The organism is Prescottella defluvii (assembly GCF_000738775.1).
In the GTDB taxonomy this organism is placed as follows: domain Bacteria; phylum Actinomycetota; class Actinomycetes; order Mycobacteriales; family Mycobacteriaceae; genus Prescottella; species Prescottella defluvii.
The window spans coordinates 59611-83587 of record NZ_JPOC01000005.1 but is presented as its reverse complement, the minus strand read 5'-3'; the positions used below and the strand labels follow the sequence as shown (position 1 = coordinate 83587).

The 23977-nt window shown below is 67.8% G+C and carries 22 protein-coding genes and 3 tRNA genes; 9 read left to right on the top strand and 16 right to left on the bottom strand.

What is annotated here, in order from left to right; translation table 11 throughout:
• The first annotated feature begins 40 nt into the window (after positions 1-40).
• Both IJ15_RS0101635 and IJ15_RS0101630 read left to right on the top strand, forming a co-directional pair.
• The gene (locus IJ15_RS0101635; protein ID WP_031936607.1) at positions 41-769 is read left to right on the top strand and encodes a TetR/AcrR family transcriptional regulator; all 729 of its coding nucleotides are present in this window, start codon (positions 41-43) and stop codon (positions 767-769) included.
• Between the two features lie 70 nt (positions 770-839).
• Positions 840-2198 carry a dipeptidase gene (locus IJ15_RS0101630; protein WP_031936606.1) on the top strand — a complete coding sequence of 453 codons (1359 nt, stop codon included), beginning with the start codon at positions 840-842 and terminating at the stop codon, positions 2196-2198.
• A 20-nt stretch (positions 2199-2218) separates the two neighbouring features.
• Here the strand turns inward: IJ15_RS0101630 and bcp are convergent, their stop codons facing one another.
• The gene (gene bcp, locus IJ15_RS0101625) at positions 2219-2689 is read right to left on the bottom strand and encodes a thioredoxin-dependent thiol peroxidase (protein WP_031936605.1); all 471 of its coding nucleotides are present in this window, start codon (positions 2687-2689) and stop codon (positions 2219-2221) included.
• A gap of 175 nt (positions 2690-2864) precedes the next feature.
• Here bcp and IJ15_RS0101620 point away from each other — a divergent pair, with 175 nt between their 5' ends.
• Positions 2865-3086 (top strand): DUF3618 domain-containing protein, encoded by a 222-nt coding sequence (locus tag IJ15_RS0101620; RefSeq protein ID WP_031936604.1) that lies wholly within the window; start codon positions 2865-2867, stop codon positions 3084-3086.
• 161 nt (positions 3087-3247) lie between these two features.
• On the opposite strand, the gene IJ15_RS0101615 is transcribed toward IJ15_RS0101620, so the two are convergent.
• Positions 3248-3320, bottom strand: a tRNA-Lys gene (locus tag IJ15_RS0101615).
• A gap of 40 nt (positions 3321-3360) precedes the next feature.
• A tRNA-Lys gene (locus IJ15_RS0101610) sits at positions 3361-3433 on the bottom strand.
• 274 nt (positions 3434-3707) lie between these two features.
• On the opposite strand from IJ15_RS0101610, the gene IJ15_RS0101605 reads away from it, so the two are divergent.
• Together IJ15_RS0101605 and IJ15_RS0101600 are read left to right on the top strand one after the other, a co-directional pair.
• Positions 3708-4952 (top strand): L,D-transpeptidase, encoded by a 1245-nt coding sequence (locus IJ15_RS0101605; RefSeq protein ID WP_081880527.1) that lies wholly within the window; start codon positions 3708-3710, stop codon positions 4950-4952.
• 46 nt (positions 4953-4998) lie between these two features.
• Positions 4999-5232 (top strand): hypothetical protein, encoded by a 234-nt coding sequence (locus tag IJ15_RS0101600; RefSeq protein WP_231569386.1) that lies wholly within the window; start codon positions 4999-5001, stop codon positions 5230-5232.
• 118 nt (positions 5233-5350) lie between these two features.
• On the opposite strand, the gene IJ15_RS26885 is transcribed toward IJ15_RS0101600, so the two are convergent.
• From IJ15_RS26885 to orn, 3 genes are all read right to left on the bottom strand, one after another.
• Positions 5351-5479 carry a hypothetical protein gene (locus IJ15_RS26885; protein ID WP_031936601.1) on the bottom strand — a complete coding sequence of 43 codons (129 nt, stop codon included), beginning with the start codon at positions 5477-5479 and terminating at the stop codon, positions 5351-5353.
• 406 nt (positions 5480-5885) lie between these two features.
• Positions 5886-5958: transfer RNA gene (locus IJ15_RS0101590), tRNA-His, on the bottom strand.
• Positions 5959-6041: 83 nt separating this feature from the next.
• The gene (gene orn, locus IJ15_RS0101585) at positions 6042-6641 is read right to left on the bottom strand and encodes an oligoribonuclease (protein WP_031936600.1); all 600 of its coding nucleotides are present in this window, start codon (positions 6639-6641) and stop codon (positions 6042-6044) included.
• 84 nt (positions 6642-6725) lie between these two features.
• Here orn and IJ15_RS0101580 point away from each other — a divergent pair, with 84 nt between their 5' ends.
• Complete coding sequence (locus tag IJ15_RS0101580; protein WP_031936599.1) at positions 6726-8321, top strand: helicase HerA-like domain-containing protein; 1596 nt, start codon at positions 6726-6728, stop codon at positions 8319-8321.
• Between the two features lie 24 nt (positions 8322-8345).
• Here IJ15_RS0101580 and IJ15_RS0101575 read toward each other — a convergent pair whose 3' ends face one another.
• The 7 genes from IJ15_RS0101575 to IJ15_RS0101545 form a co-directional block, all read right to left on the bottom strand.
• The gene (locus tag IJ15_RS0101575) at positions 8346-9464 is read right to left on the bottom strand and encodes an NDMA-dependent alcohol dehydrogenase (RefSeq protein ID WP_031936598.1); all 1119 of its coding nucleotides are present in this window, start codon (positions 9462-9464) and stop codon (positions 8346-8348) included.
• A gap of 78 nt (positions 9465-9542) precedes the next feature.
• Positions 9543-10892 carry a diaminopimelate decarboxylase gene (gene lysA / locus IJ15_RS0101570; protein WP_031936597.1) on the bottom strand — a complete coding sequence of 450 codons (1350 nt, stop codon included), beginning with the start codon at positions 10890-10892 and terminating at the stop codon, positions 9543-9545.
• A 142-nt stretch (positions 10893-11034) separates the two neighbouring features.
• Positions 11035-11838 carry a mycolate reductase gene (gene cmrA / locus IJ15_RS0101565; RefSeq protein WP_031936596.1) on the bottom strand — a complete coding sequence of 268 codons (804 nt, stop codon included), beginning with the start codon at positions 11836-11838 and terminating at the stop codon, positions 11035-11037.
• 45 nt (positions 11839-11883) lie between these two features.
• Positions 11884-13914 (bottom strand): NADPH-dependent 2,4-dienoyl-CoA reductase, encoded by a 2031-nt coding sequence (locus IJ15_RS0101560; protein ID WP_031936595.1) that lies wholly within the window; start codon positions 13912-13914, stop codon positions 11884-11886.
• Between the two features lie 14 nt (positions 13915-13928).
• The gene (locus tag IJ15_RS0101555; RefSeq protein ID WP_031936594.1) at positions 13929-14489 is read right to left on the bottom strand and encodes a PadR family transcriptional regulator; all 561 of its coding nucleotides are present in this window, start codon (positions 14487-14489) and stop codon (positions 13929-13931) included.
• A 108-nt stretch (positions 14490-14597) separates the two neighbouring features.
• The gene (locus IJ15_RS26610) at positions 14598-14729 is read right to left on the bottom strand and encodes a putative transporter small subunit (RefSeq protein WP_031936593.1); all 132 of its coding nucleotides are present in this window, start codon (positions 14727-14729) and stop codon (positions 14598-14600) included.
• Between the two features lie 55 nt (positions 14730-14784).
• Positions 14785-16482 (bottom strand): sodium:solute symporter family protein, encoded by a 1698-nt coding sequence (locus IJ15_RS0101545; protein WP_031936592.1) that lies wholly within the window; start codon positions 16480-16482, stop codon positions 14785-14787.
• A gap of 544 nt (positions 16483-17026) precedes the next feature.
• Between IJ15_RS0101545 and IJ15_RS0101540 the strand changes: the two genes are divergently transcribed.
• On the top strand, positions 17027-18352 hold the full coding sequence (locus tag IJ15_RS0101540; RefSeq protein WP_031936591.1) for an MFS transporter: 1326 nt from the start codon (positions 17027-17029) through the stop codon (positions 18350-18352).
• A 24-nt stretch (positions 18353-18376) separates the two neighbouring features.
• On the opposite strand, the gene IJ15_RS0101535 is transcribed toward IJ15_RS0101540, so the two are convergent.
• A complete protein-coding gene (locus tag IJ15_RS0101535; protein ID WP_031936590.1) occupies positions 18377-19198 on the bottom strand; it encodes an acyl-CoA thioesterase in 822 nt (273 codons plus the stop codon).
• 90 nt (positions 19199-19288) lie between these two features.
• Here IJ15_RS0101535 and IJ15_RS0101530 point away from each other — a divergent pair, with 90 nt between their 5' ends.
• Positions 19289-19858: a TetR/AcrR family transcriptional regulator gene (locus IJ15_RS0101530; RefSeq protein ID WP_031936589.1), complete on the top strand. Its 570-nt coding sequence runs from the start codon at positions 19289-19291 to the stop codon at positions 19856-19858.
• A 10-nt stretch (positions 19859-19868) separates the two neighbouring features.
• Here the strand turns inward: IJ15_RS0101530 and IJ15_RS0101525 are convergent, their stop codons facing one another.
• Both IJ15_RS0101525 and gdhA read right to left on the bottom strand, forming a co-directional pair.
• A complete protein-coding gene (locus tag IJ15_RS0101525; protein WP_031936588.1) occupies positions 19869-20714 on the bottom strand; it encodes an alpha/beta fold hydrolase in 846 nt (281 codons plus the stop codon).
• A 105-nt stretch (positions 20715-20819) separates the two neighbouring features.
• On the bottom strand, positions 20820-22163 hold the full coding sequence (gene gdhA, locus IJ15_RS0101520; protein WP_031936587.1) for an NADP-specific glutamate dehydrogenase: 1344 nt from the start codon (positions 22161-22163) through the stop codon (positions 20820-20822).
• A 429-nt stretch (positions 22164-22592) separates the two neighbouring features.
• Between gdhA and IJ15_RS0101515 the strand changes: the two genes are divergently transcribed.
• On the top strand, positions 22593-23945 hold the full coding sequence (locus IJ15_RS0101515) for a DUF4185 domain-containing protein (protein ID WP_231569384.1): 1353 nt from the start codon (positions 22593-22595) through the stop codon (positions 23943-23945).
• Positions 23946-23977: the final 32 nt, after the last annotated feature.

Here is a 23977-nt window from a genome sequence, read left to right as displayed (position 1 = left end):
GAGCGCAAGAGTTCAGCGGGAGCGAGGAGCGGTGACGCGGATGGAGACCACTGACGGCGCGGCACTGCCTCGGGTCGTCGAACTTGCCTGGGGACTGGGCGAATCCGGCAGCCGCGGCCCCAAGCGGGGCCTGAGCGTGCCCGAGATCCTCGACGCCGCCATCGAACTGGCCGACGACGAGGGTGTGGCGTCGCTGTCGATGGCGCGGGTCGCGAAGCGTCTGGGCTTCACCACGATGTCGCTGTACCGGTACGTCGAAAGCAAGGACGAGCTGCTCGAACTGATCTCCGACCGCGTCCTCGGCCCACCGCCGACGATTCCGCCGACCCTGTCGTGGCGGGAAGGGCTCGAGATGTGGGCGCACGCCGAATACGACGCCCTCATGCGCCACCGATGGTGGCTGCGGCTCCCGATCAACGGCGCGCCGCTGGGGCCGAACAACGTGGCCTGGCTCGAGGCCGCCCTCGGGTGCCTGGCATCGGCCGGGCTGCCCGAGGCGGTCAAGGTGCAGATCGCGCTCAACGTCTCGGTGCACGTCATCGGACGTGCACGATTCGCCATGGATCTCGTCCCGGACGCGGAACCGGACAACTACGCGCGCATCCTGCCGCAGATCCTCGATCCGGCGCAGTTTCCCGCCGTCCTGTCGGCGCTGGGCAGCGGCGCCTTCGAGGAGGACGACGTCGACTGGGAGCAAGCCGATTTCCGGTTCGCGCTGTCGTTGCTCCTCGACGGTGTCGAACGTCTCGTGGCGCGGTACGACTCCTAGCGCCACAACGCCCCGTCGGTGGTCTCCGGATCGTAGGCTCGGATGCGACCCGAGATTGCTGGAGGTGGCCGTGGTGGTGCAGACGTCGGACGAGATTCGGACCCGGATCCGGGAGATGATGCCGACCGCGCGTGACGAACTCGCCGCGCTCGTGGCGTTCCGCTCCATCGCCGATCCCCGGCAGGCCCCGCCCGATCAGTGCGCCGGCGCCGCGAACTGGGTCGCCGACGCCTTCCGGGCGGCCGGGATCGGTCACGTCGAACTGATCGAGACGTCCGACGGGTCACACGCGGTCGTCGGACACCAACCCGGACCCGACGGCGCGCCGACGGTGCTGCTCTACAGCCACTACGACGTCCAACCCGCGGGCGACGAGGCGCTGTGGACCACGCCGCCGTTCGACCTCACCGAGCGCGACGGCCGGTGGTACGGCCGCGGCGCCGCGGACTGCAAGGGCAACGTCGTCATGCACCTGCTCGCGCTGCGGGCGCTGGCCGGGTCGGGGCGGCCGCTGCCGGTGGGGGTCCGCATCGTGTCGGAGGGTTCCGAGGAGACGGGCGGCGGGGGACTCGAGGATCTGGTCGAGCAGCGCCCCGAACTGTTCGCCGCCGACGTCGTCGTGATCGCGGACACCGGCAACGTCGCCGTCGGCCGGCCCACCCTCACGACCAGCCTGCGGGGAATCGCGAACGTCGTCGTGCACGTGGAAACCCTCGCGGGCGAACTGCATTCGGGCATGTACGGCGGTTCCGCGCCGGACGCCCTGGCTGCGCTCGTGCAGATGCTCTCCACCCTGCGCGATCACGGCGGCAACACCGTCGTCGACGGGCTCGACACCGCCCAGGACTGGGACGGCGCGCAGTACCCGGAGGAACAGTTCCGGGCCGACGCCGGCGTGCTCGACGGGGTCCGCCTCACCGGTTCGGGGTCGGTCGCGGACGCGGTGTGGGCGCGCCCGGCACTGACCATCCTCGGAATCGACGCGCCGCCGGTCGTCGGATCCGCGGCGGCCATCCAGCCGCGGGCATCGGCCCGCCTCAATCTGCGGGTGCCGGCGGGCATGGATCCGGTCGCGGCCCAGGACGCACTCATCGCGCATCTCGAGAAGTCCGCGCCGTGGGGCGCCCGGGTGACGGTGGAACGCGAGGCCGTCGGATCGCCGTTCCGGGCGAAGACGTCCGGCCCCGGATACACCGCGCTGACGGCCGCGCTCGCGGAGGCGTTCGGTACCGATGTCGCGGTGGCGGGGCAGGGCGGCACGATCCCGCTGTGCAACGTCGTGGCCGGACAGTTTCCCGACGCCGAGATCGTGCTGATGGGCGTCGAGGAACCGCGGGCACTGATCCACGCGCCCAACGAGAGCGTGGATCCGTCGGAGATCGAGAACCTCGCCGTCGCCGAGGCCCTGTTCCTGCAGGGCCTCGGCTGACGGCTCGGCCGGGGTCGGTGTCAGACCGACAGGTCGCGGCGGAGCTTGGCGACGTGACCGGTGGCGCGCACGTTGTACTGCGCCACCTCGATCTTGCCGTCCTCGTCGACGAGGAACGTCGAGCGGATGACGCCCTGGACGACCTTGCCGTACATCTTCTTCTCGCCGAACGCGCCCCACGCGGTGAGCGTCGTCTTCTCGGGATCGGACAGCAGCGGGAAGGTCAGGCCCTCGTTGTCGCGGAACTTCGCGAGCTTGGCCGGCTTGTCGGGGGAGATGCCGACGACGTCCAGGCCGGCCTCGTTGAGTTCGGCGAGGCTGTCGCGGAAGTCGCACGCCTGCTTGGTGCAGCCCGGCGTGCTCGCAGCGGGGTAGAAGTACACGATCACCTTGCGGCCGCGGTAGTCGGCGAGCGACACCTCGTTGCCGTCGGCGTCGGGCAGGGTGAAGTCGGGTGCGATGTCGCCGGGGGCGAGCCTGTTGTCGGTCACAGCGACTGAGGCTACCGAAGGCCCCCGACGGCCCCCGACGGCCACAGTCCGTCCCCGGGAGGTCCGCGCGACGCTCCGCAGTGCCTTCTGCTCTACGGTTGTGTCGAGCCGTGCCGGTAGCGTGACCGGCGCAGCAGCAACGCAGCCGCACCGATTCGAACCAGTTGGAGGACACGTGCCCAGGGACACCGAGAGCATCGAGCGGGACATCGAGAACGCCCGCAATCAACTCGCGCAGACACTCGACGTGCTCGCGGTCCGCACCAACCCGAAGCGGCTGGTCGAGACCACCAAGCAGAGTGTCCTCGCCAAGTTGAACGAGCCCGCCGTGAAGGCGGCCCTCATCGGTGCCGGTGCTGTCGTCGGGCTGCTGGTGCTGCGCAAGATCTTCCGCTGACGCGACCGGGTCGCGTCCGGCAGTTCGAACGGGACGTCAGGTCACACATTACCTGACGTCCCGTTCGTCGTTTCGGAGGCATCGGAGGCATCGAGGGCATCGAGCGTTCGGCCGGAAACGACGAAAGGCCCCCGCACATGAAGTGCGGGGGCCTTTCACGGTGCGCCCACAGGGACTCGAACCCCGGACCCAGTGATTAAGAGTCACTTGCTCTACCAACTGAGCTATAGGCGCATGCCCATTTGCCGGAAAACCGGCTGCTAGTGAACTAGCGTGCGCCCACAGGGACTCGAACCCCGGACCCAGTGATTAAGAGTCACTTGCTCTACCAACTGAGCTATAGGCGCATTGCTCGTCACGAGGTGTCCCTCGCTCGGTGCGAAGAGAACATTAGCGGACGGCTTCGAGCGAAAGCAAATCTGCACCCGGGCACCCCTCGAGCCGCAGGTGGCGATCGGTATTCGACCGTTACTCACCCGCCCGGCACGTCGCGGAGGTCGGCTCCGCGAACCTGGCATCATGCAGTGACGCGGGTGCTGCAGGGACTACCGGGCCGGCACGCGTGTGGGGTCGGCCGAAGGGGCTCGCCTCGGCAGTTGTGCAGTGTGAAGTGGGGTTTTGATGAAGGTCAGTCGCGGTGGGTGTCGTCGGCGCGGAGGTGGGGCGACGAGATCGAGGATGCCCGTCACCGCGGCGGTCGCCGCAGCAGCATTGGGGATGGTGATGCTCGTCACGGGCTGCACCATCTCGACCGGCGCGGCCGGAGCCTCCGCCTCCGATGCGGGGCCGATCGACTCCAATCCGGTCCTCGCACTGATCCACCCGAAGCTCACCACCGCGGTCGCCGACGGTGCCGTCGGCTTCTCGCCCGGTGATCCGGTCGAGGTCCGCGTGACCGACGGTCGACTCGCCGACGTCGATCTGCGGAACTCGGAAGGCAAGCGGGTCGCGGGCGCTGTTGCTCCGGACGGATTGTCGTGGACCAACACCGAGCCGCTCGGCTACAACCGGAAGTACACGCTCAGGGCCGACGCGTACGGACTCGGTGGCTCGACGTCGACCGCCCTGTCGTTCACGACCAGCGCCCCCGGGAACCTCACCAAGCCCTACGTGATGCCCTGGGACGGCAGCGTCGTCGGTATCGGGCAACCGGTCGCCATCCAGTTCGACGAGAACATTCCGGATCGCAAGGCCGCGGAGGCTGCGATCGAGGTCGTCACCGTGCCGCCGGTCGAGGGCGCCTTCTACTGGCTCAACAACCGCGAGGTGCGCTGGCGTCCGCAGAACTACTGGGCTCCCGGCACCAAGGTCAGCGTCGACGTCAAGGCGTACGGCCGCGACCTCGGCAAGGGGCTGTTCGGGCAGGAGGACGTGCGTTCGTCGTTCACGATCGGCGACGCCGTCATCATGAAAGTCGACGACGACACCAAGCAGGTGACCGTCGACGTGTCGGGGAAGACCGTGAAGACGATGCCGACCTCGATGGGCAAGGACAGCACCCCGACCGACAACGGCGTCTACGTCATCGGAGACCGGTTCGACCACCTCGTCATGGACTCGTCGACCTACGGCGTCCCGGTGACCTCGCCGGACGGATACAAGACGCCCGTCGACTGGGCCACACGAATGTCGTACAGCGGCATCTTCTTCCACTCCGCGCCGTGGTCGATCAGTGACCAGGGCTCGCGCAACGTCAGCCACGGATGCCTCAACCTCAGCCCGTCCAACGCCAAATGGATCTACGACAACACCAAGCGCGGCGACATCGTGATCGTCGAGAACACCGTCGGCGGGACACTGTCCGGCACGGACGGGCTCGGCGACTGGAACATCCCGTGGGAGACCTGGCGCGCCGGCAACGCGTGACAGACGATTAGTCTGGGTGTGACCGAATCGTCCGAAGGAACGGGAGCTGAGCGTGGTAACGGTGGGAGTCGGGGATCTCGTTCAGACGGCGGGCCATGCAGGCCCGTGGACTGTTCTCGAGGTCCGACACGGCATGGCATTGCTCGAACACGCCGACGGGCACCGGCTCTCACGCCGGACGACGACCCTGACCGTGGTACGTAAAGCCGAACCAGGCGCGCGCGCCGCTCGTCCGGTCGACGACACGAACGGCACCGACGCGCCGACGTTGTTCGACTGAGGGCATCTGACGGCATCTGGCGGCTGAACGTTCCTGCCGCGCGGCAACAAAAAGAAGTGGCCGGCACCCGATCGGGTGCCGGCCACTTCTTTCTGAACGGTCTTGCGCCTCTGTTGGATCAGAGGAAGGCGTTGATGGCGCCAACCAGGCCCAGGATTGCCCCTGCGCCGGCGAGAACGCCGCCGATGCCGCTAACGACCGGCTGGATCTGCTTGATCAGGGCGAGGTCGGCGTCGGAAGAACCCATGTGAAGCTCCTTCATGTGGTGCGGATCGGGGAATGTGGCATGTGTCATGCCCTGCATCGTTGATGCTGTGCGTCACAGTAGGGCCAGACTGAACAAACGGTTCATTGGCAGTCCCGCTGAGTGGGACTTGGGAGAAATTCCTGTTCAGGGCGATTTGTGTGTGTCGTGGAGTCGCTGAAAGTGAATCCCGTCACGCCAGTGCTTCCACCTCGCGTTTTGCGCACTTTGCGGTCCTCGAGGGGCGCGGCCGGCGCGATAAGTGCGCGAAACGCAGGGCTGGTGTGGGGAGGGGCGCGATAAGTGCGCGAAACGCGGGGCGAGTGCGGCGAGTGCGGCGCGGCTGGGGGAGCGGGCGCGTCGGTAGAAACGAGAAAAGCCCCCGGCGATGCCGGGGGCTTTTCTTTCGGGTGACTGACGGGACTCGAACCCGCGACACCCAGGATCACAACCTGGTGCTCTACCAACTGAACTACAGTCACCATCACTGTCGCTCCCGGCAAGGCCGGTTGCTGCAGCGAGATGAATATTAGCCTGTTGATCGACCAAAGTGCCAATCGGCTGGTCAGGCGGGGCCCAGCTCCTTCACCGCGGCCGCGATCTCGGTGCTCGAGGGGCCGGGATCCGCGACGAAGGCGGTGCGCCGGTAGTACCGCAGCTCGCGGATCGACTCCTTGATGTCCGCCAGTGCGCGGTGTGAGAGGCCCTTCTCCGGTTGGCCGAAGTAGATCCGCGGGTACCAGCGTCGGCACAGTTCCTTGATCGAGCTGACGTCGATCATGCGGTAGTGCAGGTGTCCGTCGAGTTCGGGCATGTCGCGGGCGATGAAGCCGCGGTCTGTCGCGATCGAGTTGCCGGCGAGCGGCACCGTGCCGGCGACGGGAACATGCTCACGGATGTACGCCAGCACCATCTGCTCGGCCTCGGCGAGCGTCACCGTGGAGGCGCGCACCTCCTCGGTCAGACCCGACTTCGCATGCATCTGGGTCACGACGTCGGGCATGTCCGCCAGCGCCGCGTCGTCGGCGTGGATGACGATGTCCACACCTTCGCCCAGGATGTTGAGGTCGCTGTCGGTCACGAGGGCCGCGATCTCGATGAGCTTGTCGGTGCCGAGTCGCAGCCCCGTCATTTCACAATCGATCCATACCAATTTGTCTTGCACGAGAAACACAGTAGTCAGGCGCGGGCGGGATATCGTCCAGGGTGGAGAACTTCCCGCACGCTTTCTGCTCGAGGAGGACACCACATGACGGTCGACCCGACGTCGGAGGAGAAGGCCCGGCTCGCGAAAGCTGCCGCCGAGATCGCGTCCGGTTATGCGTCGGAGGGTGCGGCACTCGAACTCGGAACGGTCGTGGTCGACGGGACCGTGGATGCGTCCGCCCGGGTGCGGATTCCGCTGGCGACCGTCAACCGGCACGGGCTGATCGCCGGCGCGACCGGAACAGGCAAGACGAAGACTCTGCAGGTCATCGCCGAACAGCTTTCGGCGGCAGGCGTTCCCGTCGTGATGGCGGATGTGAAGGGTGACCTCTCCGGGCTGTCGGCGCCGGGCGAGTCGAACGACAAGATCGTCGGCCGTGCCGCCCTGACGGGGGACCCGGACTGGGCGCCCACCGGGTACCCGGTCGAGTTCGTGTCCCTGGGCGCCGAGGGCATCGGGATCCCGGTGCGGGCCACCATCACGAGCTTCGGGCCGATCCTGCTCGGCAAGGTCCTCGGGCTCAACGCGACGCAGGAGTCGACGCTGGGGCTGATCTTCCACTGGGCCGACACCCGCGGTCTGGCATTGCTGGATCTGAAGGATCTGCGGGCGGTGATCGCGCATCTCACGTCCGACGAGGGCAAGGTCGACCTCAAAGGCATCGGTGGTGTGTCGGCGGCCACGGCGGGTGTGATCCTGCGCGCACTCGTCAATCTCGAGGCCGACGGCGGCGACACCTTCTTCGGTGAGCCGGAGTTCGAGACGGAGGACCTACTCCGACTCTCCGCCGACGGCCGTGGGGTGGTCACGCTGTTCGAACTCGGTGCGCAGGCAGCGCGTCCGGCGATGTTCTCGACGTTCCTGATGTGGGTGCTCGCCGACCTGTTCCAGACGCTGCCCGAGGAGGGTGACCTCGACAAGCCGAAATTGGTCTTCGTCCTGGACGAGGCTCACCTGCTCTTCAAGGACGCGTCCAAGGCGTTCCTGGCGCAGGTCGAGCAGACCGTCAAGCTGATCCGGTCCAAGGGCGTGGGCGTCTTCTTCTGTACCCAGCTGCCCACCGATGTCCCGAATGCCGTGCTGTCCCAGCTCGGAGCGCGGGTGCAGCACGCACTGCGCGCCTTCACCCCGGACGACCAGAAGGCGCTGACGAAGACGGTCCGCACGTATCCGCGGACCGAACACTACGACCTCGAGACGGCGCTCACGTCCCTCGGGACCGGTGAGGCGATCGTCACCGTGCTGTCGGAGAAGGGTGCGCCCACGCCGGTCGCGTGGACGCGGATTCGTCCACCGCGGTCCCTGATGGACACGATCGGCGACGACGGGATCCGGGCGTCGGCCGGGGAGAGCGGATTGCAGGCGAAGTACGGGCAGACGGTGGACCGGGAGTCGGCGTACGAACTGCTGACGGCGAAGGTCTCGGGCGCACCGAACCTGGATCCGACGCTGGATGTGCCACCGCTGCCGGATCTTCCGGACCTGCCGCCGCCGCCCGCGCCGAACGAGGGCCCGAGCGTCGCCGAGCAGATCCTCGGGAACACCGCGGTGAAGAGTTTCCTCCGGTCGGCGGCGTCGGCGGCGGGCCGGGAGATCTCGCGGAGCATTTTCGGTACCGGGCGCAGGCGACGGCGGTGACCGCGCCCGGTACCGATGCGACGGTCAGTCGAACAGGACGACGCCGCGGATGTTCCGGCCCTCGTGCATGTCGATGAAGCCCTGAGCGATGTCGTCGAGCTTGTAGGTGGAGGTCACGAGCTTGTCGAGCTCGAGCTTGCCGGACTTGTACAGCTCGATCATCCACGGGATGTCGGCGCTGGGTGCGGAGGCGCCGAACAGTGAGCCCTGGATGCGCTTCTGGTAGAGCGTGAGCTCGAGCAGGCTGATCGGCAGACCCACGTCCTCCATCTTGCCGAGCCCGGTCACCACGCAGGTGCCGGCTTTGCGGATCGACGAGAACGCCTGTGCGACATGCTCACCCGTAGTGACGCCGACGGTGACGATTGCGGAGTCGGCGCCCTGGCCGTTGGTGAACGAGCGGGCGATCTCGGTGGCCTCCTCCATCGTCGCGACCGCGTGCGTGGCGCCGAATTCGAGGGCGGTGGTGCGCTTGAACTCGACGGGGTCGACGGCGATGACGTGGGCTGCGCCGGCGTGGGCCGCACCCTGCACGGCATTGATACCGATACCGCCGACGCCCATCACGATCACCGTGTGGCCCGGGTACACCTGTGCCGAGTTCACGGCGGCGCCCCAGCCGGTGCCGACGCCGCAGCCGAGCAGGCACAGCGTCTCGAGGGGGAGATCCTTGTCGACCTTGACCGCGGAATCGATGCTCACCGTGGTGTATTCGCTGAACGTGCCGAGTCCGCAGGTCTGGGCGACGGCCGCGCCGTCGAGCGACAGGCGGTAGCTGTTCGGGTCGTCGGGTCGGCCGCCGGTCATGATCGCCGCGCCCCGGTCGCACAGATTCTGCAGGCCCTTGGCGCACCAACGACAGCGACCGCAGCCGGCCAGGAACGAGAAGACGACGTGGTCGCCGACCTCCCAGCCGACGGTGTGCGGGCCGACCTCGACGACGACGCCGGCGCCCTCGTGGCCGCCGCAGATGGGGTAGCGGCCCACGCCGTGGTCGCCCTTGGCGATGTGGTCGTCGGAGTGGCACAGGCCGGACGCGACCATCTTGACGGTGATCTCGTTCTGGCGGGGGCCCTCGAGCTCGAGGTCGACGACCTTGTAGGTGCCGGGCGCTTCGGTGATGACGGCGGCGCGGGTCTTCACAGGGTTCCTCCTGGACGGACGTGTGGATGTGTGCCACGTCACTATCCGTCCGGGTGGTCTGTTCGAGCGGGTGTGGTCTCACTCACCGGTACCGGTCTCCCGGGCCATCAGATCGGCGACGGTTTCACGGCGGATCAACTCGCGAATGTGCCCGTCGCGCACCGCGACCACCGGTGGCCGGCCGACGCCGTTGTATGTCGAGGCGAGGCTGTGATGGTAGGCGCCCGTGCACGGCACGGCGATGACGTCCCCGGGGTGCAGGTCGACCGGGAGCGAGACGTCCTCGGCGATGACGTCGCCGGCCTCGCAGTGCCGCCCGACCACGGTCATCGGCGCATGAGGGACCTGTGGGTGCCGGTTGGCGATCACGACGTCGTATCGGGCCCCGTACAGCGCGACCCGAGGGTTGTCGCTCATGCCGCCGTCGACGGAGACGAAGGTGCGGCCGCCGGTCCGGGTCTTCGTCGACACGACGCGATAGAGGGTGACACCGGCGCGGGCGACGATTGCCCGCCCCGGTTCGACGACGATCTGCGGGCGGGGGAAGCGGTTGCGTGCGCACGCGTCGTCGAGGGCGTCGTCGATCACCCCGGCCAGGACCGCCGGATCGGACGCCGGGTCGCCGGGCCGGTAGGGCACGGCATGCCCACCGCCGAGGTCCAACGTGGTGAGGATGACGCCGTGATCGGCGCGGATCTGCGCCATCTGACCGACGAGCAGCGGGACCGCGGACCGGAAGCAGTCGGCGTCGGCGATCTGGGATCCGAGATGGCAATGGAGACCGACGAGTTCGAGGTTCGGTTGCTCGAGGATCAGCCGTGCCGCATTGCCCGCCTGATCGTGGGACAGCGGGAATCCGAATTTCTGGTCGTCGACCCCGGTCGTCACCGCGGGGTGGCCGTGGATGTCGATGCCCGGCGTGACCCGCACCAGCACCTGGACGCGCCGGGTCGCGATCGCGGCGAGAAGACGGACCTCGGTGAGGGAGTCGACCACGATCCGGCCCACCCCGGCGTCGACCGCGGCCCGCAGTTCGGTCGCGGTCTTGGCGTTGCCGTGCAGGATGATCCGCGCCGGATCGACGCCCGCGGACAGCGCGATCGCGAGTTCGCCCGCCGAGCACACGTCGACGGACAACCCCTCGCGTGTCACCCAGTCGGCGACCGCGCGGATCATGAGCGCCTTGCCGGCGTAGGCGATCTCGGCCTCGGGAAACGCGGCGCGGTACCCGCGGCAGCGGTGCCGGACGTCGGCCTCGTCGAGGACATAGGTGGGTGTGCCGTACTGGTCGGCGATGTCGTCGAGCGCCACTCCGCCGACCCGGATCCGGCCGCGGTCGTCGTGGTCGGTGGTGGTCGGCCACAGTGCCGGATCCAGTCGCGGCGTCATCGTCGTGCGAAGCGACGGAAAGAGATCGAGCAGGGTCACCGGCGTCTCCTGAGGGCTGCCCGCATCCGGGTGGAGCGGGGTCACTCTCAGGACTACGCCGGTCCCGTGCCCGTCGGTCGGTTCTTGACGGGGGCTTGACGGCCCCCGGCCGAGCCCTGACGCGCGGTTGACGCGCGTCGGGTCAGCCGCCCAGCTTCTTGTAGAACGTGCCGACGATGGGGGCGATGACGGCGCGCGGGCTGTACTGCCCGGCCACCGACATGCCCTTGCTCAGGATGCCGGGCACGATGCGCATCTTGTTCGCGGCGAGCGCGTCGAGTGAGACCTTCGCGACGTACTCGCTCGAGATCCACAGGAAGTCGGGGACGAGCTTGTCGACGATCGACGCCTCGGCCGGGTCCGGGACCTCGGTGCGGACCGGGCCCGGGGCGAGCAGGGTGACGTTGACGCCGCTGCCCTTGAGCTCGCCGCGCAGCGACTCGGAGAAGGTGTTCACGAACGCCTTGGAGGCGGCGTAGGTGGCGTTGTTGGGGATCGGCATGTTGCCGGCCGCCGAGCCCACCATCAGGATCGCACCCGACTTGCGCGCCACCATGCCCGGCAGCACCGCGAGGGTCAGGTCGTGCACCGCCACGGAGTTGAGCTCGACCTGGTCGCGCTCGTACGACGGATCGAGTTCGGTCACCGGACCGAACGTCGCGATGCCGGCGTTGTTGCACAGGATCGAGATCTCGCGCTCGGACAGCTCGGCGACCAGCGGTGCCCGGCCGTCGCGGTCGGCGAGGTCCACGGCGCGGACCTCGACCTCGACACCGTGCTTCTCGCGTAGCTGGGCGGCGAGCTTCTCCATGACGTCGCCGCGGCGGGCGACGAGGATCAGCGAGTGTCCGCGCGCGGCCAGTTCGGCGGCGAGGGCCTCGCCGATTCCGGAGGAGGCGCCGGTCACGACCGCGCGGGCGTCTGGGGTGGGGTTCGGCAGGCTCACGAGAGTGCAGCGTAGTCGGTGCCCGGATTCGGGGTGGTCATGCGTTCAGATCCGTGCCGCGAGCCGAGTGCCCTGCTCGATCGCGCGTTTGGCGTCGAGCTCGGCAGCGACGTCGGCCCCGCCGATGATGTGGGTTGTCACACCGGCGACCGTCAGCTCGTCGACGAGGTCGCGCACCGATTCCTGCCCGGCACAGATCACGACGGTGTCCACGTCGAGTGTCCGTGGCCGCTCGTGCTTCTCGCCGAAGGAGATGTGCAGGCCGGCGTCGTCGATCCGCTCGTAGTTGACGCCCGACAGCTCGTGCACGCCCTTCGCCTTCAGCGCGGCGCGGTGCACCCAGCCGGTGGTCTTCGCCAGCCCGGCGCCGATCCGCCCGGGCTTGCGCTGCAGCAGGTACACCTCGCGCGGTGACGGCGAGGGCTGCGGCGTCGTCAGTGCACCGGGCGCGGACTCGGGATCGGTGACGCCCCACTCCTGCCTCCACTCCTTCAAGTCCAGGGTGGGGGAGTGCTCGTGGGTGAGGAACTCGCTGACGTCGACGCCGATGCCACCGGCGCCGATCACCGCGACCGTCCTGCCGACCGGCTTCCCGTCCCGCACCACCTCGGCGTAGGTGAGCACCTTCGGGTGGTCGATGCCGGGGATGTCCGGCACGCGTGGAGTGACGCCGGTCGCCAGGACCACCTCGTCGTAGCCGGCCGCGATCAGCTCCGCGGCGTCGGCGCGGGTGCCGAGGCGGACATCGACGCCTGCGAGGTCGAGTTGGCGGCGGTAGTAGCGGATGGTCTCCGCGAACTCCTCCTTGCCGGGGATCTTCTGCGCGATACCGAACTGACCGCCGATGTCGTCGCGCGACTCGAACAGGGTGACGGTGTGGCCGCGTTGTGCGAGATTCAGTGCGGCCGCCAGCCCGGCCGGTCCGGCTCCGACGACGGCGAGGTTCTTCGTCCGCCGCGTCGGGAGCAGCGTCAGTTCGGTCTCGCGTCCTGCTCGCGGGTTGAGCAGGCACGAGACGTGCTTGTTCGCGAACGCGTGGTCGAGGCACGCCTGGTTGCAGGCGATGCACGTGTTGATCTCGTCGGGAGTGCCGGCCTCGGCCTTGCGCACCCACATGGGGTCGGCCAGCATGGGCCGGGCCATCGAGATCAGCTGGGTGTCGCCGCGGGTGAGGATCTCCTCGGCGGTCTCGGGCATGTTGATGCGGTTGGACGCCGCGACCGGGATGGACACGTGCTTCGCCAGTTTGTCGGTGATGTCGGCGAACGCGGCGCGCGGAACCGACGTCACGATCGTCGGCACCCGCGACTCGTGCCAGCCGATGTCGGTGTTGATGATGGTGGCGCCGGCCGCCTCGACTTCCCTTGCGAGCGAGACGATCTCGTCCCAGCTCTGCCCGTTCTCGACGAGGTCGGCCATCGACAGGCGGAACAGGATGACGAAGTGCGGCCCCACCGCGGCACGGGTCCGGCGCACGATCTCCACGGCCATGCGGCGACGATTCTCGGGGGTGCCACCCCACTCGTCGGTGCGTTTGTTGGTGCGCTCGGACAGGAACTGGTTGATGAAATAGCCCTCCCCGCCCATGATCTCGACGCCGTCGTAGCCGGCGGAGCGGGCCAGGCGCGCGCAGCGGACGAAGTTGCGGATGTGCCAGCGCACCCCGCGGCTGGTCAGGCGCCGCGGCCGAAACGGGTTGATGGGGGCCTTGATCGACGACGCGGACACGCTCAGGGGCTGGTAGCTGTAGCGGCCGGCATGCAGGATCTGCAACGCGATCTTGCCGCCCTCGTCGTGCACGGCCTGCGTGATGGCGCGATGGCGGCGGGCCTCGAACCGGTTGGTGAGCTTCGCGCCGAACGGCACCAGCCAGCCCGTCCGGTTGGGGGCGTAGCCGCCGGTGACGATCAGTCCGACGCCGCCGCGGGCCCGTTCGGCGTAGAACTCGGCCAACCGGGTGGTGTTCTTCGCGCGGTCCTCGAGGCCGGTGTGCATCGACCCCATGATCACGCGATTCCTCAATGTCGTGAATCCGAGATCGAGCGGCGAGAGCAGGTGCGGGAACTGGGAAGTCATGCCGGGCCTTTCGGTCAGGGCTGCGAAGTCGCTGGGTGTTGTGCGTCGTCGAGAGCGTCGAGCACCTCGGTGCACCAGCCGACGAATCCTTCTTCGACGCGGATGCCGCCGCGCAGGACGAGGTACTGGTGCAGAGCCGACCCGCTGCGGCGGCGGAGGTCGGGGAAATCGTGTGCTTCGATGCGGCGGTACAGGTCCAGTCGCGCGAGATGCTCGTCGCGATGACGGCGGACCTCGGCGACCAGTGCGGTCATGTCGCCGTACGCGGCGCCGCGGATCTTCACGGCGAGCTCGTTGCGCAGGGGGCCCGGTTCGGTGGGCTCGGCGATCCAGCGGGCCAGTTCGGCCCGGCCCGCGCCGGACACGCGGTACACCTTCTTGTCCGGGCGGCCGTCCTGGGCGATCGACTCCCCGGTGACCCAGCCGGCCTCGTCCATCCGTTTGAGGACGCGGTAGATCTGCTGGTGGGTGGCGCTCCAGAAGAAGCCGATGGACCGGTCGAACCGGCGCGCGAGTTCGTATCCCGAGCCGGACTGCTCGCTGAGGGAGACGAGGATCGCATGTTCGAGTGCCACGTTGCCAGTCTGTATGCAACGAGGTGAATATGCAACTACGCGTATAAGGCGAGGGGTGTCCCGGACCTCCGCTGGTCCTGGACACCCCTCACGTCGATTCGGGTCGGGTCAGACGAGGTCCTTGCCCGTTCTGCGGGCGTCGGCCCACTCGCGGACGGCGCCGCGGGTGATGACGAACAGCGTCGCGGCCACGAGGATCGGCCAGATCAGGACGTAGACGGTCAGGAACACGGTGTTCACGGGTACTCCTCTGTGGTGGTGGTCGGATCGGGGGAGGTCATGGCGTCGTCCGGGTTCAGCCCCGGACCGGTGCCTCCCCACGGGACGGGCGCTCGCCGTCCGCGTCGGTGGAGTCGGAATCGCGGTCGAAGTCGCCGACCCGTTCCTTGATCGTGGCGAAGTCGAACGAGTCGGGGTTGCGCACCGACATCACGTAACAGAGCACGGTGCTCACCGCGTACGCGACGAGGGACCCGCTCAGGGTGGCGTAGTCGTGCAGGAAGCCGATGCCGAAGGGGGCGACGACCACGATCGCGACCGCACCGACGATCTTCGCGACGCGCAGGCCGAAGAACCCGAAGGCCATGAGTGCGAGTACCACGCCGACGCCGACTACCGACACGACGTCGATGATGAACCCGCTCGCCCCGTCGGTGGGGACCCAGCCGAAGCGCACCGGCAGGAACGCGGCCACCGCGGCGAGGGTGGAGACCGTGAACGCCTTGTTGGTGACCTTGTTCCAGTAGAAGCTCGCGATCACCGGGAAGACCAGCGCACCCCACAGGGCGCCGACGAACACCAGGAGATCGAGAATGTTGAGCCGCATGCTCGCGAACGCCACGGCCGCAGCGGTGGCGACAACCATGGTCGCGCGGCCGACCAGCAGCATCCGGCGAGGATCGGCTGCCGCTCGGCCTGCGACGGTGTGCCCGTAGCCGTCGGTCATGACGATGGACGACAGCGCCGCCAGATCGGAGTCCGCTGTGGACGACAACGCTCCGAGGATCAGCAGGAAGAACAGCGCGACCAGCGCAGCCGGCAGATAGGTGCCCGCCATCTGGGGGATGAGGTTGTTGACGTCCCCGTCCAACGGGTCGAGGCCCAGGTACAGCGCGAGGACGCCGAACATGCCGATACCGATCACCGTGGCGCCGTATCCGACGGCCGCGGTGACGAAGGTGGGTTTGATGAGATCCTCGCGGACCGCGAACAGTCGCTGGGCGATGGTCTGGTTGCCGATCGCGTAGGCGAGGACCGCGGCGATATAGGGCGCACCCTGGTTGAAGAACGCCTCGCTGGAGAAGAAGTTGCCCTGCGCCGGAGTCAGGTTGGCGGCACCGGACTCGAACGCTGCCGGGAATCCCGCAGCGAAGAAGACGATGGGGATCAGGATGGCGACGGCGCCCAGCATGCCCAGCACCTGGATCACGTCGGTCAGTACGGAGGCCCGGAATCCCGACCACAGCGTGTACAGCAGCACGCCGCTCGCAATGATGAGAACACCCTGGATGAAATTGAGCGGGGACAGCAGGGAGATCAGTACACCGCCCGCGATGAAGTTCGACATCAGGCTGATGAGGCTGCCGACGACGTTCGAGCCCGCCAACATGAGCTGACTGGACCGGCCGTGCCGGGCGTACATGATCTCCGCGAGAGTATGGGCCCTGGGCGCCAACTGCCGGATCCGGCGGCCGAAGGGGTAGATGAACAGGATCATCAGCGCGCCCCACAGCCCGTAGTGGATGGGACCGGAGATGCCGTAGGTGTATCCCGAGGTCGCCGACGCATACATCGACGACGCCCAGATCCAGGTGGCCGTCATGCTGGCCGCGGAGATGCCGAAACCCACCTGGTTTCCGGCGGTCATGAAGTTGTCGGCGTTCTCCTTCCGTCTCCCGATGCGTAGCGAGACGAGAAATGTTCCGCCGTAGAAGAACACTAGTAGCAGAATAATCGCCACGGCGCTGAATTGGACGAGTTCGGGAACGTCCATTCGTTACCTCCTTGACATTCATTCGCGAGAAATTCGCCCGCGAATTCGTGATGCGAGCAGGGGAGGTCGAGGGGCGGCCGCGCAATGCGACGGCGGTCGGCACGTCGACGCGGCGGCGCCGTGGTGCCCACTCCCGAGAACGCGAAAACTGTTCAGCGCGAACGGGTCATGACCCTCGACACAGCTCGTGGACCGACGGCGCCGTGACGGCGCGCAGGGCCCGTCGGCGCGGGAGTTGCCCGCGTCGACGGTCGTGCGGGTGTGCATCGGACGCGCGAATTCGGCGTTCGTTCACGAGGGTCGACGTGTTCCGGATCGGGCATCTGCGCAGTTCTGCGCAGGTTCGTCGACGCATTCCCATCGGTCGCCAGGCAGTGTAACACGTAGCAATTCGCGGATCGGATTTCATGGTGTGAAATTGAAATGAATCGATAAATTTGATAGAAGTACGGATTTGGATATGCGCGGACGATTTGCCGTGAACTCGGCCGGGCGGTGGGTGTGTCACCGTGCGGGGGCTGTCGCACTACGTAGGCTCGCCGCCATGAGCACCGAAGTGGTGGGGGGCGCAGGCATCGGGGAAGCGGCGACGCGCCGTCAGGTCGCCGCGTGGGGCCTGTGGGACTGGGGGTCGGCCGCCTTCAACGCCGTCGTCGTCACCTTCGTCTTCTCGGTGTACCTCACCGATGCCGTCGGCGACGATCTGCCCGGATCGATCTCCGCGAGCACTTGGCTCGGATGGTCCCTCGGTATCGCCGGCTTCTTCATCGCCGTCCTCGCGCCCGTCAGCGGTCAGCGGTTCGACGCCGCCGGTCGGCGCAAACGGTCCCTGGCGGTCCTGACGTTCCTCACGGTCGCCGCGATGGCGGGGATGTTCTTCGTGGTCGACGACTACCACTACCTGTGGCTGGGGTTGGTGCTGCTCGGCGTCGGATCGGTGATCTTCGAGCTCGCCGGGGTGCCGTACAACGCGATGATGCGGCAGGTGTCCACCCCTGAGAACATCGGCAGGGTGTCCGGGTTCGGCTGGGCCATGGGCTATTTCGGCGGGATCGTGCTGCTGCTGGTGTGCTACTTCGGTTTCATCGCCGGCGACGGTGACACCCGTGGCTTCCTGGGCCTGAGTACCGATGGCGGCCTCAACATCCGGCTCGTCGCGCTGCTCGCGGCGGTGTGGTTCCTGGTGTTCGCGATCCCGGTGCTACTCGCGGTGCCCGAGGTGCCGCGTACCGCGGCCGACCCCGGCGCCGCGAAGGCGGGCTTCGTCGAGTCGTACCGGGTGTTGTGGCGGGACCTGAAGGATCTGTGGGCCGCGGACCGGCGTACCGTCCGGTTCCTCGTGGCGAGCGCGCTGTTTCGCGACGGACTGGCCGGCGTCTTCACGTTCGGCGCGGTCCTGGCCGTCAATGTGTACGGGATGGCGGCGGACAGTGTGCTGCTGTTCGGTGTCGCCGCCAACTTCGTCGCGGCCCTCGGCGCGATCGTCGCCGGACGCTTCGACGACCGGATCGGCCCCAAGATCGTGATCGCCGGATCGCTGATCGCGATGCTCGCGGTCGGCGCCGCATTGCTGGCCGTCTCCGGGACGGTGATGTTCTGGATCTTCGGGTTGCTGCTGTGCCTGTTCGTCGGGCCGGCGCAGTCGTCGTCGCGGACGTTCCTCGCCCGGATCACCCCGCCCGGGCGCGAGGGTCAGCTGTTCGGGTTGTACGCCACCACCGGCCGCGCCGTGTCGTTCCTCGCGCCCACGCTCTTCGGCTTCTTCGCGTGGTGGTTCGGCGCGGACCGGGCCGGCATCGTCGGCCTGCTCGTGGTCCTCGGCATCGGTCTGGCGGCGCTGATGACGGTCCGGGCGCCCGAGCGCGTGTGACATTCGGCCGGCGGTGGCGGTGTGTCAGGACTTGAAGTAGACCAGCTGGTGGGTGGTGGCGAGCAGGACGCCGTCGCGTCCCCAGATCTCACCGGACTGGTCGAAGTAGCCGTTGCCGAAGCGCTGGGCGCGGGCGGTCCCGAGGACGGCGTCGTCCGCCTGCGCGGCGAGCATCGCCGAATCGGCGTGGAAGTACACGGTCAGTGACACCGTGCCGGCCGGCACCATGCGGCCGAGTCGCAGGAACACGCGCGGGTAGAAGACGTCGCACAGTGAGGTGAGGGCGGGAAAGTCCAGCGCGCGGGGCGGATTGTCGCGCACCCACAGCGTCGTCGTCGAGTCGGTCTGCTCACTGCCCTCGAGGTCCGGAACCGCGCCGGCGACGAAGCGCATCTCGTAGTTGCGGGCCCACGCGATGAAGTCGGGGAATCCCTGCACCGCAACGGCATCCGCGGGCGGGACGGACGGTGGTGTGATGTCCGTCGACGACCAGGTCTCGCGTCGGACGCCGAACACCGCGGTGGCGGTGGTGGTGACCGCACCGTCCTGGGTGAGTTCGATGCTCCAGTGCTGCGTGGAGCGGTTGGTGCGTGTCGGTCGGGCATCGATCTCGAACGGGCCGTCGGTGATGGGGCCGGCGAAGTTGACGGTGAGCGAGAGCGGTTCGCCGAGACGCTCCGGGTGCTGCTGCACGGCGCGGAGCATGGTCGCGGCGGTGATGCCGCCGAACGGGCCCACCATGTTCGCGTAGGCGGGATCGGTGTGACCGTGCGACCGGCCTGCGTCGAACGCGCTGAGTTCGACGGCGGTGTCGAACGGGTGCGGGGGTGCGGCGATCTGGGTCACGGCTGCTCCTGGTGAGTGACGATCCGGTTCTAGGTATGACAACATACATAGAACCGGACGGCAACGGGGCGATCTACGGAGGGTGACGACATGGCGAGGCGAAGCGACCCCGCGAACGGTCCACGCGCGGCCATGATCGACAGCGCCGTCGCGCTCATCCGCGAGCAGGGGGTTGCCGCGACGTCGTTCGCGGACGTGCTCGCCCACAGCGGCGCCCCGCGTGGTTCGATCTACCACCACTTCCCGAACGGGAAGTCCCAGCTGGTGGAGGAGGCGACCCGGTCGGCGGCGTCCTACCTGGGTCGCGGCGTCGCCCGCGTGCTCGAGGAGGGAGACACCGTCTCGGCGCTGCGGGCGCTGGTGGATCTGTGGCGGCGAGGACTCGAGGCCACCGACTACGCCGCCGGGTGCCCGATCGTCGCGGCCGCGCTGGGCACCGAACGCGGTGCGCGTGAGGTGGCGGGCACGACGTTCTCCGAGTGGTGCGATCTCATTGCCGCGTCGCTCGTCGACGACGGCGTCGCGCCGGAGCGGTCGGCGGCGCTGGCGGTCCTCGTGGTGAGTGCACTCGAGGGCGCCCTGGTGATGGCACAGGCGCAGGGCACGTCGGCACCGCTCGACGCGGTGGTGGACGAACTCGAGGTGGTCCTCGGCGCGTGACCGCCGCTGGTCAGCTCAGGGCCGCCCGCGCGAGGATCGCCTCGGCCAGGGCGTCGGCGTTCTCCTCGGGAATCCAGTGACTCCCGCCCTCGAGGACGACGAAGCGGTACGGCGCGTCCACGAAGTCGCTGCACCGCTGGGCGCAGGCGGTCCCGATCGCGGGGTCGGCGGTGCTCCACACGTACGTCGTCGGGACCCGCACCGGCGGCAGGTCACCGAATTCGGGGACCAGCGCGCGATACCAGTTCATCGCGGCCGTGAGGGCACCCGGCTCGGACAGTAGGCGGACGTGCTCCTCGACCAGTGCGGGATCGTTGCCGTCGCCGAACACGGCCCGCAGTCCCCGCGAATCATTCTCGAGCAGAGCGGCTTCGGAGTCGGCCTCGGTGCGGAACTGTCGCATGTAGCCGGATCGTCGCTGCTGGTCGGCGTCGTGGCGCAGCGCCCACCCGAAGGCGGCCGCGTGCGGCACCGACACCGCGGTGAGACTGCGGATCCGCTCCGGGTGCCGGCCCGCCACCTGCCAGGCGACGGCCGCACCCCAGTCGTGGCCCACCAGGTGCGCCGAGTCGAGACCGTAGGCGTCGAGCAGGTCGACGACGTCGGTGACGAGGCGATCGAACCGATAGTCCTCGACTCCGTCGGGGCGGGCGTCGGGGGAGTAGCCCCGCTGGTTGGGCGCGATCACCCGGAATCCGGCGTCGACGAGTCGCGGCGTGACCGGACGCCAGGACGCCGCGCTCTCCGGGAAACCGTGCAGCGCGACGATGGGCGCGTTGTCCTCCGGACCGGTGACGGTGACGTCGAAAGTCAGGTCGCCCAGGCGAACTCGGTCGTGGCGCGGGTCGGCTGTCATGGGGTCACGGTAACCGAACGATCGACCGCACGCGGGGTGGACGGGAAACGGCTCGGGCCGGCATCGCAGTCGATGCCGGCCCGAGCCGTGTGTGGTGCTTGCGGATCAGATGACGCCCATGGCGAACATCGCGTCGGCGACCTTCACGAAGCCGGCGATGTTGGCGCCGTGCACGTAGTCGCCCGGCTTGCCGTACTCGGCTGCGGTGGTGATGCAGCGCTCGTGGATGCCGCGCATGATCTTCGACAGGCGCTCGTCGGTGTACTCGAAGCTCCAGGAATCGCGCGAGGCGTTCTGCTGCATCTCGAGTGCGGAGGTGGCGACACCACCGGCGTTGGCGGCCTTGCCGGGTGCGAACGCGACGCCCGCGTCACGGAAGACCTTGATGCCCTGCGGGGTGGTGGGCATGTTCGCGCCCTCGGCCACGGCCTGCACGCCGCCGGCGACGAGCTTCTTGGCGGCGTCCTCGTCCAGCTCGTTCTGGGTGGCGCAGGGAAGCGCGATATCGCACTCGACGTCCCAGATGGAGCCGCCCTCGGTGTAGGTGGCGTGGGGGACCTCGTCGGCGTAATCGCAGATGCGAGCGCGCTTGACTTCCTTGATGTCCTTGAGGAGCTCGAGGTCGATGCCCTTGGGGTCGACGATGTAGCCGGCCGAGTCGGAGCAGGCCACGACGGTGCCGCCGAGCTTGTGGATCTTCTCGATGGCGTAGATGGCGACGTTGCCGGAACCGGAGACGACGACCTTCTTGCCCTGCAGGCTCTCGCCCTTGGCGGCCATCATCTCGGCGACGAAGTACGCGACGCCGTAGCCGGTGGCCTCCTTGCGGACCATCGAGCCGCCCCAGGTGAGGCCCTTGCCGGTGAGGACGCCCGACTCGTACGAGTTGTTGAGGCGCTTGTACTGGCCGAACAGGTAGCCGATCTCGCGGCCGCCGACACCGATGTCACCGGCGGGCACGTCGGTGTACTCGCCGATGTGGCGGTGCAGTTCGGTCATGAACGACTGGCAGAAGCGCATGATCTCGGCCTCGGAGCGACCCTTGGGGTCGAAGTCCGAGCCGCCCTTGCCGCCGCCGATGGGCAGGCCGGTGAGGGCGTTCTTGAAGATCTGCTCGAAGCCGAGGAACTTGACGATGCCGAGGTTGACGCTCGGGTGGAAGCGCAGGCCGCCCTTGTAGGGGCCGAGCACGCTGTTGTACTGGACGCGGAATCCGCGGTTGACGTGCACGTTGCCGTTGTCGTCGGTCCACGGCACGCGGAAGATGATCTGACGCTCGGGCTCGCAGAGGCGTTCGATCAGGCCGGAATCGGCGTAGCGGGGGTGATGCTCGAGGACCACATGCAGAGATTCGAAGACCTCGGCTGCTGCCTGGTGGAATTCGGGCTCGCCGGCATTGCGCAGCAGGACCTGCTCGTAGATCTCCTCAACGCGGTCGCGTACAGACAACATTCACCTACCTGATTCCGTGAGAACTCATTGATCTTTCCGTAACACAATAGTCCGTCGCAGGCCGACTCTTCGACGCTTACCTGGGGAAAGTGAGATTGGCCACGTGTAAACATCGTGTTACGGAAGGCGGGCGTGGTCGGTTCCGTGTCACCCGAACGAGGGATGGAGTTCACGGTGGAGTCCGGCGATGATTCCGCTCGAGCGGGTCTCGTTTTTTCACAGGAATCACATGAGTAACGTCCGGATCTGGGGTGTTTCATGGTTTGCTCGTTGCTCAATGTTCGAATCCGGGGGGACCAGCGGTTGGGCCGCGCACACAGCTTTGCCTCCCGACCACTGGAAGGAAATCGGTCTGTGAGGGCAACGAAGAGCAGATGGACGGCGGCGCTGTCCGCTGCGACAGTCACTGTCGGACTCTCGGTTGCGATGGCAGCACCCGCAACGGCGGTCGGGGGACCGTGCGGGCAGAACGGCGGAAGCCTCGGCAGCGCAGGCAGTTCCGGCAGCTCGGGCAGCTCTGGCAGTCTTGGGAGCCTGGCTTCGGGGAGTCTCGGCAGCGCGACGGGTTCGCTCATCAACTCGCTTCCGTGGATCACCGGCGCGCCCAACGGTGCGCTGCCGGTGCTGACGGGCAAGACCAAGGCCATCGAAATGGTCACCGGGCCCGGTAGCCCCAACAACAGCATCGAGCGCTTCAGCGTCTCCGGCACCGACCTCGGGATCATGTGGGACACCGGAAAGACTGGCCAGGACCGAGAGGTCATGGTGCTCTTCGGTGACACCGTCGGCGATTGCGATGAACCCGGTGACCAGTGGCGTAGCAACGTCCTGTTCCGCAGTGGCGACGAAAGCCTGGACGACGGCATGCGGATCGACAGTTCGCCGCTCGACGGCCCGAACTTCTCACGGCAGGTCATCGACGGACTGCTTCCGAACCCGCGTGGCGGCTTCCCCGAGTTCACTGTGATTCCGACCGGCGGTGTCGCCGTCGACGGCGTGCAGTACGTGCGGTGGATGTCCGTCCGCTCGTGGGACACGCCGGGCGAGTGGACCACCAACTACTCCGGGCTCGCCACGTCCACCGACAACGGGGAGAGGTGGCATACCGATCCGTCGACCGTGCGCGCGAACCTCGACGGCCTGGGTATTCCGGGCATTCCCCCGGTGTCACCGGAGAACAACGACTGGCAGATGAGTGCCTTCCTGCCGGGCCGAGCGGGGGATGACTTCATCTACGAATTCGGCACGCAGTCAGGGCGTTCCGGGCAAGCACGGATCGCGCGTGTACCCAAGGCGCAGATCGCCGACTCACTGGCATACCAGTATTGGAACGGGTCCGACTGGAGCGAAGACATCGCCGATGCAGTCCCGGTCATCAGTGGGAAGGTCAGCGAGCTGTCGGTGCAGTGGAATCCGTACCTCAACAGGTACGTGTCGATCTACACGGACCTGGGCGGGCTGAGGATGCGGCAGGCCCTACGTCCGGAAGGCCCGTGGAGTACTGCGGACACGCTGATCAAGTCGGCCGCGTTGCCATCGCTGTACGGCGGCTTCATGCACCCCTGGTCCGACGGGCGCTACCTGCACTACGTTGTGACGACCTGGGATCGATACAACGTGATCTACATGCGCACCGATCTCAACGGTATGCAGCGCCTGACCGGTCAGGCGGAGCGGCCCGACATTGCGGTCACTGGAGAGCAGAGGCTCGAGGGCTTCGAGACCCCCGAGGGGTTCATCACCCCCGAGGAGCTCGCCGAGACAGTCGACGGCGAGTGAGTTCGACGGTGTCGTGAAGCTGAGGCCCGTCC